This is a genomic window from Bradyrhizobium sp. CCBAU 45389, from assembly GCF_028128625.1.
GTDB lineage: Bacteria > Pseudomonadota > Alphaproteobacteria > Rhizobiales > Xanthobacteraceae > Bradyrhizobium > Bradyrhizobium liaoningense_B.
In genome coordinates this window covers 133,805-146,998 of record NZ_LBIY01000099.1, presented here as the reverse complement: position 1 = coordinate 146,998, position 13,194 = coordinate 133,805, and the positions used below count along the sequence as shown (strand labels likewise).

Sequence of the window (13,194 nt, the reverse complement as noted above, 5' to 3'; positions counted from 1 at the left end):
CATTGGATGGCCGCGCTGAGGCCACCTCGACGAATGGATTTCCATACACTGCTCACTCTCCTCCTCCTCGCCGTCATTCCGGGCCCAATCCCGGAATGACGGGCGAAGTTTTGGCGTGAGCATCGTGTTCCATCGATGCATGCCGGCATTTCGCCGGGCGTAGGCGGAGTTTCTGCCTCCTGCATTGCGGCAAATGCCAAGAGAATGTCGCCTCAATGGCCAACTTCCGACACAGGGTCGGGGCGAATAGCGGGTATCCGACATGACGCATGTGCTTCGGCGGTGACGGTCCCGTCGCCGCCGGCGCATTCATTTTTTCAGGGAATCCGCGTGTCGCATAAGCTTGTCCTGGCGCTTCTCGCAGCGCTCTTCCTTGCCATCTCGTCTTTTGCCCCGGTTCGCGCCGAGAAGCCCGCTCCGGCCGCCAATCAAGCGGCCGCACTGTCGCCTGACGAGGCCAAGCGCGCACTGGAAACCCTTCAGGACGACAAGAAGCGCGCCCAGATGATCGATACGCTGCGCGCAATCGCCAATACGTCCGGTCCGCCGCAGCCTGCACCCGAACCGAAATCGCCGATCCCGCTTGCGGCCGACGGCCTGGGCGCGCAGCTCATGCTCACGGTGTCCGAGCAGATCGGCGAGATCTCGAGCGAGATCGCCAGCATGGCGCGGACGATCACGCATTTCCCGGCCTTCTACTACTGGATCATGCGAACCGCGAACGATCCGGCGGCCTACAATCTCCTGATCGAGATCGCCTGGAAGCTCGCGCTGGTGCTGGGCTGTGCGCTCGCGGCAGAATGGGTGATCTTCCGCCTGATCCGCCGCCCGGTCGCATTCCTGGAAGGACGCGTGCCGGAGACCGCCCGCCTGCCGGTGCAGGCGCTGCCGATCGCCGATCCGCCATCGTCAGTGGCCGACGTCACGCCGGCCCCTGAATTGCAGAAGCGCCGCCACAGTCTGGCACGGATCTGGCAGGTCATGCTGCGGCTGCCCTTCGTGCTTGGACGCTTCGCGCTCGAGCTGCTGCCCGTGCTCGTCTTGGTCGGCGTCGCCACCGCGCTGCTGGGGACGGAGATCGGAGAACCGACCACCGTCCGCCTCGTGATCCTCGCGGTCGTCAACGCCTATGCGTTCTCGCGCGGGCTGATCTGCCTGGTCCGGGCGCTGGCGGGGCCGTTCGGCCTGTTTCCGGTGCGGGCCGAGACGGCGGCCTATATCGAGATTTGGGCGCGCCGAATCGTCGGCGTCGGCGTCACCGGTATCGCCTTCGCCAATGTGGCGCTGCTGCTCGGCCTGCATCGCGCCGGCTATGCCGCGCTGCTGCGCATGGTGATGCTGGTCGTACACCTCTTCATCGTCGTCATCATCCTGCAATGCCGCCGTCAGGTCGCCGAAGCCATTCGCGCGCCGGCCGATAGGCAGGGCATCGCGGCCGGCATGCGCAACCGCATCGCCGGTGGCTGGCATTACCTCGCCATTGCGCTCGACCTGGCGCTGTGGGCGGTGTGGGCGCTCAACATCCGCAACGGCTATTCGCTGCTGCTGCAATATTTCGTCGGCACCGTCGTGGTGGCGCTGATCACGCGCGTCGCCATCATGCTGACGCTGGGCCTGATCGACCGCGGCTTCCGCATCAAGCCGGAGATCCTGCAGCGCTTTCCGGGGCTGGAGGTCAGGGCCAACCGCTATCTGCCGATGCTGCGCAAGATCGTCTCGGGCGTGATCGCCTTCATCGGCTTCGTGGCCGTGCTCGAGGTCTGGGGCGTGGACGCTATCGTCTGGTTCTATGGCGGCCAGATCGGCGGCCGGCTGATCTCGGCGGTGGTGACGATCGGCATTGCCGTGTCTATCGCTGCGGCCATCTGGGAAATCAGCAATGCGCTGCTGGACCGCCAGATCAATGCGCTGTCCCGGGACGGGCACTACGCCCGCGCGGCGCGCCTGCGCACCTTCCAGCCGATGCTGCGAACCGCGCTGCTCTGCCTGATTGCCACCGTCGTCGGCCTCACGGCGCTGAGCGAGATCGGCGTCAATGTCGCCCCGCTGCTGGCGGGCGCCGGCATCGTCGGCATCGCGATCGGCTTCGGTTCGCAGAAGCTGGTGCAGGATCTCATCACCGGCCTGTTCCTGCTGCTGGAGAATACGGTGCAGGTCGGCGACAATGTCAGTGTCTCCGGGCTCTCGGGCGTCGTCGAGAACGTCTCGATCCGGACCATCCGCCTGCGCGCTGGCGACGGCGCCGTGCACATCGTGCCGTTCAGCGCGGTCACCACCATCACCAATGCCAGCCGCGGCGCCGGCAACGCCTCCGTCAGCGTCAACGTCGCCTACAGGGAAGACACCGATCGCGCCGGCCAGATCCTCAAGGACATCGTCGACGAGATGCGCCGCGAGGCGGACTTCCGCGCGCTGATCCGCGGCGATCTCGAGCTCTGGGGCGTCGACAAGGTCGACGGCGCGATGGTCTCGATCGTCGGCCAGATCCGCTGCACCGAGGCCGGCCGCTGGCCGGTGCAGCGCGAATTCAACCGCCGCATGAAGCAGCGCTTCCAGCAGCATGGCATCGAGGTTGCGTCCGCGACCCAGACCATTCTGATGCATGTCGCGCCGCCGGCAGAGGGGACCACCAATCTGACGCCGCGGCGGGCGGCCGGATAGCGGCTCCGCAAAATTCCAGCTTGCCTGCGCTCGCCCGGCAGCGTTCACTCCAGCCTCAGCCCGCTGACAACAAGCGGGCGGCAAAAAGGGGGAGACGATGATGCGGGGGCTGTGGGCCGGATGTCGTGGTCATGTGTTCGTCATTTGCGCGCTGATCGGAGGCGCGGTGTGGGTTGCTCCCGGCAACGCGCAGCCGTTTCCGTCGCGTCCCATCACCCTCGTCGTGCCGTTTGCCGCGGGCGGCCCGACCGACACGCTGGCGCGGATCCTGTCCGAGCGGATCGCGGCCGAGCTGCACACGACGGTCGTGGTCGAGAACGTGGCGGGCGCCTCCGGCAGCATCGCCGGCGCCCGCGTCGCACGCGCTACGCCTGACGGCACCACCGTTACCATCGGCCATTGGGGCACGCATGTGCTGAACGGCGCGATCTTCAAGCTGCCTTATGACGTGATTGCCGATTTCGAGCCGGTGGCGACCATCGCGATGGGCACGCAGCTCATCGTCGGCCGGAAGTCGCTCGAGGCCAACAACCTGAAGGAGATGATCGCGTGGCTGAAGGCCCACCCCGGCAAGGCGACCGCCGGGACGGCCGGCGCGGGCACCGGCGCCCATGTCGCCGGCGTGTTCTTCAAGGAGAAGACCGGCACTGATTTCCAGTTCGTGCCCTATCGCGGTGCGGGCCCGGCGATGATCGATCTGGTCGCCGGCCAGATCGACATCATGTTCGACCAGGCCTCGAACTCGCTGCCGCAATACAAGAACGGCGCGATCAAGGCGTTCGCCGTGACCTCGCCGACACGGCTCGCCTCCGCGCCCGATATTCCGACGGTCGACGAGGCGGGCCTGCCCGGGCTCTATATTTCCTACTGGCACGGCATCTGGGCGCCGAAGAACACGCCGAAAGACATCGTCAGCAAGCTCAACGCCGCCATCGTCGCCGTGCTTGCGGATGCTTCCGTCAAGCAGCGCTTTGCCGAACTCGGGCAGGAGATACCGCCTGTAGCCCAGCAAACGCCCGCAGCGCTCGCCGCCTTCCAGAAGGCCGAAACCGAGAAATGGTGGCCGATCGTGAAGGCCGCCGACATCAAGCCTGAGTAGTTTCGGGGCACCACAAGCACTGCTCCTCATCCTGAGGAGCCCGCGCGAGCGGGCGTCTCGAAGGATGGCCGCGGGCGAGATCGGAGCCTTCATGGTTCGAGACGGCGCTGGCGCGCCTCCTCACCATGAGGAGTGCGAGATTGCCGCGTTAACCTTTTCGCGTGCGCAATTGCCGGTTTACGCGCCATTCTCGCTGCGGTGCGAGATCACAATCGATGCTGCAATGGCAACGTCCTTGATCTCAGGGGAACGCTGGCCGACAATGGTTGCCCTTCAATAAGAAACTCCCTGGGGGAATTCGTGAATAGAGCTGCTCGGGTCAGCGCCCATTCGACATCATCCGACGCCGCGCACGGCATGACGCTGCTGCGCGATCCCTTGCTCAACAAGGGTACCGCCTTCACGGAAGCGGAGCGCGCGGCGCTCGGCCTGCGCGGCTTGCTGCCGCCTTGTGTGCTGACGATGGAGACCCAGGCGGAGCGCGTGCTCACCAATCTGCGTACGCTGCCGACCGATCTCGAAAAATACGTCGCGCTGAACGCGCTGCATGACCGCAACGAGGCGCTGTTCTTCCGTGTCGTGGTCGACAACATCGACGAGATCCAGCCGATCATCTACACGCCGACCGTCGGGCTCGCCTGCCAGAAATACGGCCTGATCTTCCAGCGACCGCGCGGCATGTTCATCTCCTCGCGCGACCGCGGCCAGATCGCCGAGATCCTGAAGAACTGGCCTTATCCCGCCAAGCTGATCGTCGTCACCGACGGCGAGCGCATTTTGGGACTTGGCGATCTCGGTGCCAACGGCATGGGCATTCCGGTCGGCAAGCTCTCGCTCTATTCGGCCTGCGCCGGTGTGCATCCCGAGCTGTGCCTCCCGATCGTGCTCGACGTCGGCACCAACAACGAAGAGCTCCTGAACGATCCCTATTATCTCGGCCTGCGTGAGCGCCGGCTGACGGGCGAAGCCTATGACAGCTTCGTCGACGAGTTCATGCAGGCGGCGCGGAAGACCTTCCCGGGCGTGCTGATCCAGTTCGAGGATTTCGCCAATCATTCGGCGTTCAAGCTGCTGCACAAATACCGCGACGAGGCCTGCGTCTTCAACGACGACATCCAGGGCACCGCGGCGGTGGCGCTCGCCGGCCTGTTCTCGGCCCTGCGCGTCTCCGGCGGCAAGCTGAAGGATCAGAAGATCCTGTTCCTCGGCGCGGGCGAGGCGGCGACCGGCATCGCCGATCTCGTGGTCTCCGCCATGATGGCGGAGGGCGCTTCCGAGGCGGAAGCGCTTCGTCGCAACTGGCTGGTGGATTCCCGCGGCCTCGTCGTCGGCGGCCGTGAGGGCCTCTCCGGCCACAAGCTGCGCTATGCCCATACCGGCCAGGCGCCGATCGCCGATTTCCTCACCGCGATCAAAACGCTGAAGCCGACGGCGATCATCGGCGTCGCCGCGGTCGGCGGCGCCTTCACGCCCGAGGTGCTGAAGACGATGGCCGAGCTCAACCAGCAGCCGATCGTGTTCGCGCTGTCCAACCCGACTTCGAAGGCGGAATGCTCGGCGGAGGATGCCTATCGCTACACCGACGGCCGCGCGCTGTTCGCCTGCGGCAGCCCGTACGATCCGGTCACGCTCAGCGGCCGCACCTTCGTGCCGCGCCAGGGCAACAACTCCTACATCTTCCCCGGCGTCGGCCTCGGCGTCATCGCCAGCGGCTCCAAGCTGGTGACGGACGAGATGTTCATGGCGGCCGCGCATACGCTCGCCAACAGCGTCGGCAAGGAAGACCTCGCGCAAGGCAGCCTCTATCCGGCGCTGCCCCGCATCCGTGAGGTCTCGGCCAGCATCGCCGCCGCGGTGGCCGATGTCGCCTATCAGCGCGGCCTCGCCGACGGACCCGCGCCGAATGACGTGAAGGCCCTGGTGCAGTCGCAGATGTACGAGCCGAAGTACTGAGGCTTACAATTCGGTCCGAACTTGTGGAGGCAGCTCCTCACTCCAACCCTCTCCCCGTAAGAACGGGGCGAGGCAGCGTGAGAGTGGCGCGTCCCTAACCTCTCCCCGCTCTTCTGCGGGGAGAGGTCGGATCGCGCCGGCGATGCGAAGCATCCTCGGGTGATCCGGGTGAGGGGCAGGGCATTCTGCCAATCGCGTCGGAGCTCCATCCGACTCCTCAGACGTTTCTAGACCGGCGTTAGGTCAGCCCACCACCACCATTTCAGGTGGAATCGCCGTTGTGCCGCGCGGCCGTCTATGCGACAGTCTGTAGCGTTACAAGAATACTCAATCCGCAAGGTCAGATGCCATGGACGATCGTTTGCCTGAACTGGGCGACCTCGAGCGTGAGGTCATGCAATTGGTTTGGGCCCATGGTCCTGTCACGGCCGAAATCGTGCGCGAGCGGTTGTCGCGGCGCCTGAAGGAATCCACGGTGCGCACGGTGCTGCGCCGGCTGGAAGAAAAGGGCTATGTCAATCACACGGTGGACGGCCGCACCTACGTGTACCACGCTGCCGAGCCACGCGCGCGGGTTGCGGCGAAGGCGGTGCAGCGCATCGTCGACTGGTTCTGCAACGGCTCGATCGAGGAGGTCCTCGTCGGCATGGTGGACAACAAGATGCTCGACCAGCAGCAATTGCGCTCGCTGGCCGACCAGGTGGCCAAGGCGAAGAAAGCGAGGGGAGTGAAGAAAGAATGATCGCAACTCTGGCGGAGGCGGCGCTGCGCTCCTTTGTGCTGGGAGGCGTCGTCTGGTTCGGTCTCACCCTGTTTCGCGTGCGCAATCCGCACGTCCACATGACGGCCTGGGTCGTCGTGCTCATGGCCTCGCTCGCGATGCCGTTCGTGATGCATTGGCCGACGCTCACCATCGACCGGTTGCCCGCGTCCGTTCCGGTGCCGGGCGAATTGTGGCCGGCCGATATCCCGATGCTGGAGACGCCGCAGCCGGCGCTGCCGATTGCGCCGGGCGTCGTCGCTGCGCCGCCGGCGCGAAGCGGCGTCTCGATCGACTGGTGGCTGGTGGCGACGATCGTCTATGCCGGCGTCGCCGGCCTGTTGCTGCTGCGGCTCGCCATCGGCCTCGGCCTGACCTGGCGCCTGGCGCGCGCGGCGAAGCCGGTGAAGGGTGCGCAGCTGATCGATGCCGACATCCGCGTCAGCCGCGACGTCGGCGGTCCCGTCACCTTCGGCTCGACCATTCTGGTGCCGCCGCAATTTGCGGGATGGGATGCGAAGAAGCGCCTCGCGGTGCTTGCGCATGAAAGCGCGCATGTCGCCAACCGCGATTTCTACATCCTCCTGCTTGCCTCGCTCAATCGCGCGGTGTTCTGGTTCAGCCCGTTCTCCTGGTGGCAGCTCGCGCGCCTTGCCGAGCTTGCCGAGATCATCAGCGACGCGCAGGCGATCGAAGTGATCGACGACCGGCTGTCCTATGCGGAGATCCTGCTCGATTTTGCCAGCAGCGTGAAGCCGCGCCCCGTCGAGCTCGCGATGGCGCGGGCCTCGACCGTGCGCGCCCGCGTCGAGCGCATCATCGCGGCCGCCGCGCTGCCGGTCGCGGTCGGCTGGCGCAAGCGGCTGTGGATCGCGGCCACGATCGTGCCGGCCCTGATCGTGTCGACCGGCATGATCGCCTATCGCACGCCCGACCCTGCGCCCACTGTTGCGGATAGCGGCGAGGTGCCGGCCCAGCATTACCGCCCCTTCGTCAATTTCTACGCCATGGGGCCGGCCTCGGTGTTCGCCATCTTCCGCGAGGACGATGAGCTCTATGGACAGCTGACCGGGCAGCGCAAATTGCGCCTGACGGTCGGCAGTGACGGCACCGCATCCTACGCGGCCTCGTCCGGCGAGATCACGTTTCCGCTCGATGCGGAGCGCCGCTCGGCCGAGCTGGTGCTGCGCATGAACGGCCGCGACATCCGCGCGTTCCGCATCGCCGAGGTGCCGGCGGCGGCAACCGGACCCGCGCCACTCGATCAATATGTCGGCTGGTACAAGGTTGCGCCGAACCGCGTGCTCACCGTGCGCCGCGACGGCGATCGGCTTCAGGTGCAGGAGACCGTGCAGGGCCGGGCGGCACTTCTCACTGAGGGCGCCGACGTCTTCTCGATCCATGGCGACAATCTCCTGGTCTTCCTGCGCGACGAGCAGGCCAGGGTCTCGCGCGTGCTGGTCCAGAATGCGGTGTTCGGCGCCCGTCTGGCGCCGCGGATCGATGCGGCCGCGGCGCAGGCGATCGAGGCCGACTTCGCACGCCGTGTTGCGGAGGTGCCGGATCGTTTCCGCGAGCAGGTCCCCGTCGCCGGCGGCAAGGAGATGATCCTGCGCGGAATCGAGGACCTGCGCCGGGGCACGCCGAACTACGACCGCATGAGCGCGCCGCTGGCTGCGAAGATTCATCGTCAGCTCAACGAGACGCAGGCGACGTTCGTGGCGCTCGGCGCGCTCGAGTCGATCTTCTTCCGCGGCGTCGGGCCCGGTGGCTACGACATCTATGGCGCGAAGTTCGAGAACGGCACGGCGGAATTCCGCCTGCTGCTCGAGCCCGACGGCAAGGCCGGCGACGTGATCTTCCGGGCCGACGGCAATGACGAGCTCGGCGGCATCCTGCCTTGCTCGGAAGAAGCGAATGTGCGCGGCCGCGCCGGCACCTCGCCGATCCGGATCATGGTCTACAACGAGCTGGGCGACGACATCCGCGTCTTCAATCTCGATGCCGACGGCAATCGCAGGAGCCAGAGCGTCGTCAGATCCAACATGAGCTGGGCTGCCACGACCACCGTGAACAATGCCTGGGTGATCGCCGACAAGTCGGGACGGTGTCTCGAGGTCCTGATGCCGGGCCGGCAGACGCGCTTCCACAATGTCGAAGCCTCGAGCCTCGGCGCAAAGCCGGGGCGTGCCGCGCGCCGCGCCGTTCCGATCGCCAATGGCGAGGAGATGCTGCGCCGTTACATCGAGGGCGTCGGGAAGGGACAGCCCGATTACGAGCACATGACGCCCGAGGTCGCCGACATCACGCGCCAGCAGCTTCCGTTCGACCAGGCCATCCTGGCGAAGCTTGGTACGCTGCGTGCGGTGTCGTTCCGCGGCGTCACTGCGCTCGACAGCGACATCTACATCGCCCAGTTCGCCAACGGCTCGGCGGAATGGCGGATCGGTGTCAGGAACGGCACGATCACCAAGATCGCGCTCGGGCCGAATTTCTAGGGATCGTTGCGGGTGCCCGTCCGTCGCATCGGATGGGCGTCTCCCGATTTCTTGATGCCAACGGCTCAATCTCCGCTTGCCGGCGCATGCCACGAATGCTACGGTTTGTAGCATTACGGTTCGTAGCCTCGTACGGCGCGATGTCGGCAGGCTCGAGAGAATTGGGCGTTCGCCATGAGCAATTCTGCAAAGGCCGAGGCCGTGCTGGCGCTGCATCGCTTCGGTATGGGGCCGCGGCCGGGATCGATCGCCGCAATGGGTACGGACCCGCGCGGCGCGCTGATCGCCGAGCTCGACCGGCCGCTCACGCTGACCGCCGCGGCTGTGCTTCCCACCAGCGCCAAGGCCTTTCGCACCGTTGCCGACGCCAATGCGCGGCGGACGGCGCGGGTCAAGCAGGCGCAGCAGCAGGCCAAGAAGCAGCAGATGGCGGCCGCGCAGGCGATGTCGGAAGACCAGGCGCAAGCGCAAGGCCAAGGTCAAGCCCAGGACAAGGACGCCGCCGAGATGGCGGCCAAGCAGGCCGCCGAAGCCGTTCCCGATCCCGGACGTCCGATGTATCTGCAGGAATCCAAGCTGCGCACGGAAGCTGCGCTTGCCGCCGACATCGGCTTTGCCGAGCGGCTGGTGTGGTTCTGGTCCAACCATTTCTGCGTTTCGGCCAACAAGATCCAGAGCATGTCCGGCGCCTATGAGCGCGAGGCGGTTCGCGCCAATGCGCTCGGCCACTTCGTCGATCTCCTGCTGGCCGTCGAAGGCCATCCGGCGATGCTGTTCTATCTCGACAATCTGGAATCGATGGGCGCGAACTCGATCGCGGGCATCAATCGCAGCCGCGGCCTCAACGAGAACATCGCGCGCGAGATCATGGAGCTGCATACGCTCGGTGTGCGCACCGGCTACACCCAGGACGACGTGATCAGCTTCGCCAATGTCATGACGGGCTGGACGCTGGTGCCGCCGGGCGCCGATCCCCAGCACGGCGGCGAGTTCACCTTCAATCCGCGGCTGCACGAGCCCGGCGGGCAGACCGTGCTCGGCAAGCGCTACGAGCAGGAGGACGCCGAGCAGGGCCGCGCCGTGCTGCGCGACCTTGCCGCGCATCCGGCTACCTCGACCCATGTCGCGACCAAGCTGGCGCGGCACTTCGTGGCCGACGAGCCGCCGCCGGCGCTGATCGAGCAGATGGCGAGGACCTTTCGCGACACCGAGGGCGACCTCAAGCAGGTCGCAATCGCGATGGTGTCGTCGGACGAGGCGTGGCGCGGACCGCCGTCGAAGCTCAAGCGTCCCGGCGAATGGGTCGCCGGCATGGTGCGCGCGACCGGCATCACGACCGTCGATCCCGTCCGTTACACCGGCGGCCAGGAGCTGCTCGGCGAGGCGCTGTGGCGTCCGTCCGCGCCGAAGGGCTATCCGGACGACGAGGCGAGCTGGATCGACGGGGTCGGGCGGCGGCTCGACATCGCCAACAACTTTGCCGAACGCATCACCGGCATGGCCGATCCGCAAGTCATCATCGAGGACGTGTTCGCGTCCGAGATCGCACAAGAGGTGAAGCAGGCGGTCGGCCGCGCCGAGAGCCGGCAGCAGGCGCTCGCGCTCCTGTTCATGTCGGCGGATTTTCAGAGGAGGTGAGCATGGGCTTCGATCGTCATCTGCCCACGCGGCGCGAGCTTCTGGCCGGCTCCGGCGCGCTGTTCGCGTGGAGCCAGATGCCGCGGATTGCGCGCGCCGAAGGGCGCGATCCGCGCCTGCTCGTCGTCATCCTGCGCGGCGCGCTCGACGGCCTCGGCGCAGTCGCGCCGGTCGGCGATCCCGACTGGATCGCCTTGCGCGGCGATCGCGCGCTGCTGCTCGACGGCAAGCCGCCGGCGCTGCCGCTCGATGCCTTCTTCGCGCTCAATCCGGCGATGCCGAACCTGCATCGGCTCTACAAGAGCGGCAAGGCCGCGATCGTCCATGCCACGGCCACGCCCTATCGCGAGCGCTCGCATTTCGACGGCCAGGACGTGCTGGAGAGCGGCTTCACCAGGCCCGGTGCGACCGCTTCGGGATGGCTCAACCGCGCGCTGCTCGCGATGGAGTCCGGCGGCCGCGTCGATCCGCGCGGCAGCCGCGCGCTCGGCATCGGCTCGGTGACGCCGCTGGTGGTGCGCGGCTCGGCGCCGGTCATGACATGGGTGCCGCAGAAACTCCTGCCGGCGAGCCAGGATACGCAGAACCGCCTGCTCGATCTCTACCAGCACACCGATCCGAAGCTTGCGACCGTGCTGCAGGCGCGGATGAAGCTGGCTTCGCTCGACGGTGCGATGGGCACGGGCGATCCGATGTCGGACGATCCGACGCTGGCGCCGCCCGGCATCGCGCGCGTGCGCGCCTATTTCGCCGAGGCCGCCGGCACCGCCGCGCGCTATCTCGCCAAGCCCGACGGCCCGCGCGTCGGCGCGATGGGCTTCGTCGGCTGGGACACGCACATCGCCGAAGGCGCTGCTTCGGGCCAGCTCTACAATCTGCTCGGCGCGCTCGACGGCGCGTTCGCAGCGATCGAAAGCAACATGGGCGAGGTGTGGCACGAGACCGTGGTCGCCGTCGTCACCGAGTTCGGCCGCACCGCGCGCATCAACGGAACGCAAGGCACCGATCACGGGACCGGCACGGTCGCCTTCCTCATCGGCGGCGGGCTGGCCGGCGGCCGCGTGATCGCGGACTGGCCGGGCCTGAAGCCCGCGCAACTGCTCGAGGACCGCGATCTCAAGCCGACCACTGACTTGCGCGCCGTGCTGAAAGGACTGCTCAGGGATCATCTGCGCGTCGAGGAGAAGATCCTCGCCGAGACGGTCTTCCCAGGCAGCGTCGACATCAAACCGATGGGAGGCCTCGTCGGCTGACGGCGCGGCTCTCGCAACCGGATCGGGTTCATGTGCACACTGACGCAATTGGAGCTCGACTTTCTCGCCAGCCTCAAAACCGGCTGGCGTCGGCTCTATCGGCGCGAGCTGATGCGGCTGTTGCGTCGGGACGCCGGTACCGATGAGGCCCGACCGGATGCGCGCCCGATCTTGCGCACTGTATCGGGCTAATAGTTCCGCTGATCTGTCCCGATTCAGGACATTAACTGTGATGGAATCGTCACAGCCGCCGCGAAACGATGGCGGCCTCACGTCCGCTTTTGTTCCGACAAGGTTCTGCCCTCATTGCCCACCGAAACTTGGGGTTGTTCGGAGGGCGCATCATGTCTCGCATTGCACGTGCCGAAACTGCCCGAATGTCGCTGGCAACCCCGAGCCGGCTGCTGCTCGCCATCATCGGTGCCGCATCGCTCGCTGCCTGCGCGCAGTCGCCGGTCGGCCGCCAGAAGGCCGATCTGGCCGGCACGAGCCGGCAGGCCGCGGTCGAGCGGCCGCACAGGGTGGCGGCGCTGCACCCGCGGCCGATCAGCCGGGCGCGTGTCCAGGACGCAAAGCGAACGGCCTCGCATGGCCTCGCCAGCTTCTACTCGGACACCGAGACCGCGAGCGGCGAGAAGTTCGACAAGAACGAACTGACCGCGGCGCATCGCACCTTGCCGTTCGGCACCAAGCTGCGCGTCACCGACGTGTCCTCCGGCCGCTTCGTCACCGTCAGGGTCAACGATCGCGGTCCCTTCGTTCGCGGGCGCGTGGTCGACATCTCGCCGTCCGCGGCCGAGGCGCTCGGCATGGTCGACAAGGGCCTCGCCAATGTCCGGCTCGACGTCGTGCGATAAAGCGCGTTTCGTCGAGGTGAAGCTCAGCGCTTAACGAGCTGTTAGGCGGTTCTCACGCACCATGGCTGCCCAAACAAATTGGGGCTTTTGGGGAGGCGGACGCTTGACCACGATCCAGTATCTCGAAGATCAGGCCGCGCGCGCCGAGCGGCTCGCCAAGAGGATCACGGATACGCTGACGATCGAAAAGCTCCTGACCTTCGCCGGCGAACGCCGCCGCGAGATCGAGGTCATCGCCGGCAAGTATCGGCGCGTATAACTCCCGCAACCCATGCCGTGAGCGCATTCGTGCTTCCTGCGAAGCGCGGAACTTCCGCTCGTCTCCTGCGTCAATTGGGCGTGAGAGAGGAGGAGGACATCATGGGTTTTGGACGAGGTGCTTTGCTTTGGTTGCTTGGCGTGCCGCTGCCGATCATTCTGCTGCTGGCATTGTTCTGGCACCATTGATGTTGCCACACTAAAAGCGCCGCGGAAG

General features: G+C 66.5%; 11 protein-coding genes. All 11 read left to right on the top strand.

The features are described 5' to 3' along the window. The first annotated feature begins 330 nt into the window (after positions 1–330). The 11 genes from XH79_RS39845 to XH79_RS39795 all read left to right on the top strand — a co-directional run bounded on the left by XH79_RS39845 (position 331) and on the right by XH79_RS39795 (position 13,166). Entirely contained in the window at positions 331–2,661 is a 2,331-nt protein-coding gene (locus XH79_RS39845; RefSeq protein WP_271585236.1) for a mechanosensitive ion channel domain-containing protein, read from the top strand. A 100-nt stretch (positions 2,662–2,761) separates the two neighbouring features. After that, positions 2,762–3,760 carry a Bug family tripartite tricarboxylate transporter substrate binding protein gene (locus XH79_RS39840; RefSeq protein WP_271585659.1) on the top strand — a complete coding sequence of 333 codons (999 nt, stop codon included), beginning with the start codon at positions 2,762–2,764 and terminating at the stop codon, positions 3,758–3,760. Between the two features lie 300 nt (positions 3,761–4,060). Further along, entirely contained in the window at positions 4,061–5,713 is a 1,653-nt protein-coding gene (locus XH79_RS39835) for an NAD-dependent malic enzyme (protein ID WP_271585235.1), read from the top strand. A gap of 349 nt (positions 5,714–6,062) precedes the next feature. Beyond that, entirely contained in the window at positions 6,063–6,455 is a 393-nt protein-coding gene (locus XH79_RS39830) for a BlaI/MecI/CopY family transcriptional regulator (protein WP_212339479.1), read from the top strand. Then, positions 6,452–8,971 (top strand): M56 family metallopeptidase, encoded by a 2,520-nt coding sequence (locus XH79_RS39825; protein WP_271585234.1) that lies wholly within the window; start codon positions 6,452–6,454, stop codon positions 8,969–8,971. Before XH79_RS39830 ends, XH79_RS39825 begins: the two co-directional genes overlap by 4 nt. A 174-nt stretch (positions 8,972–9,145) precedes the next feature. Beyond that, positions 9,146–10,609, top strand: a complete 1,464-nt coding sequence (locus XH79_RS39820; RefSeq protein WP_271585233.1) for a DUF1800 domain-containing protein — start codon at positions 9,146–9,148, stop codon at positions 10,607–10,609. Positions 10,610–10,611: 2 nt separating this feature from the next. Further along, entirely contained in the window at positions 10,612–11,862 is a 1,251-nt protein-coding gene (locus XH79_RS39815; RefSeq protein WP_271585232.1) for a DUF1501 domain-containing protein, read from the top strand. Between the two features lie 30 nt (positions 11,863–11,892). Continuing rightward, positions 11,893–12,054 (top strand): hypothetical protein, encoded by a 162-nt coding sequence (locus tag XH79_RS39810; protein WP_271585231.1) that lies wholly within the window; start codon positions 11,893–11,895, stop codon positions 12,052–12,054. Between the two features lie 152 nt (positions 12,055–12,206). Then, entirely contained in the window at positions 12,207–12,719 is a 513-nt protein-coding gene (locus XH79_RS39805; protein ID WP_271585230.1) for a septal ring lytic transglycosylase RlpA family protein, read from the top strand. A gap of 103 nt (positions 12,720–12,822) precedes the next feature. Next, positions 12,823–12,978, top strand: coding sequence for a hypothetical protein (locus tag XH79_RS39800; RefSeq protein WP_212339470.1), 156 nt, complete (start codon positions 12,823–12,825; stop codon positions 12,976–12,978). A gap of 17 nt (positions 12,979–12,995) precedes the next feature. Continuing rightward, positions 12,996–13,166: a hypothetical protein gene (locus XH79_RS39795; protein ID WP_271585229.1), complete on the top strand. Its 171-nt coding sequence runs from the start codon at positions 12,996–12,998 to the stop codon at positions 13,164–13,166. Positions 13,167–13,194 lie beyond the last annotated feature (28 nt).

Coding starts and splice junctions, on each gene's coding strand:
- XH79_RS39815 (WP_271585232.1), top strand. CDS start 10,612: ATGGGCTTCGATCGTCATCTGCCCACGCGGCGCGAGCTTCTGGCCGGC.
- XH79_RS39810 (WP_271585231.1), top strand. CDS start 11,893: ATGTGCACACTGACGCAATTGGAGCTCGACTTTCTCGCCAGCCTCAAA.
- XH79_RS39830 (WP_212339479.1), top strand. CDS start 6,063: ATGGACGATCGTTTGCCTGAACTGGGCGACCTCGAGCGTGAGGTCATG.
- XH79_RS39805 (WP_271585230.1), top strand. CDS start 12,207: ATGTCTCGCATTGCACGTGCCGAAACTGCCCGAATGTCGCTGGCAACC.
- XH79_RS39825 (WP_271585234.1), top strand. CDS start 6,452: ATGATCGCAACTCTGGCGGAGGCGGCGCTGCGCTCCTTTGTGCTGGGA.
- XH79_RS39840 (WP_271585659.1), top strand. CDS start 2,762: ATGCGGGGGCTGTGGGCCGGATGTCGTGGTCATGTGTTCGTCATTTGC.
- XH79_RS39820 (WP_271585233.1), top strand. CDS start 9,146: ATGAGCAATTCTGCAAAGGCCGAGGCCGTGCTGGCGCTGCATCGCTTC.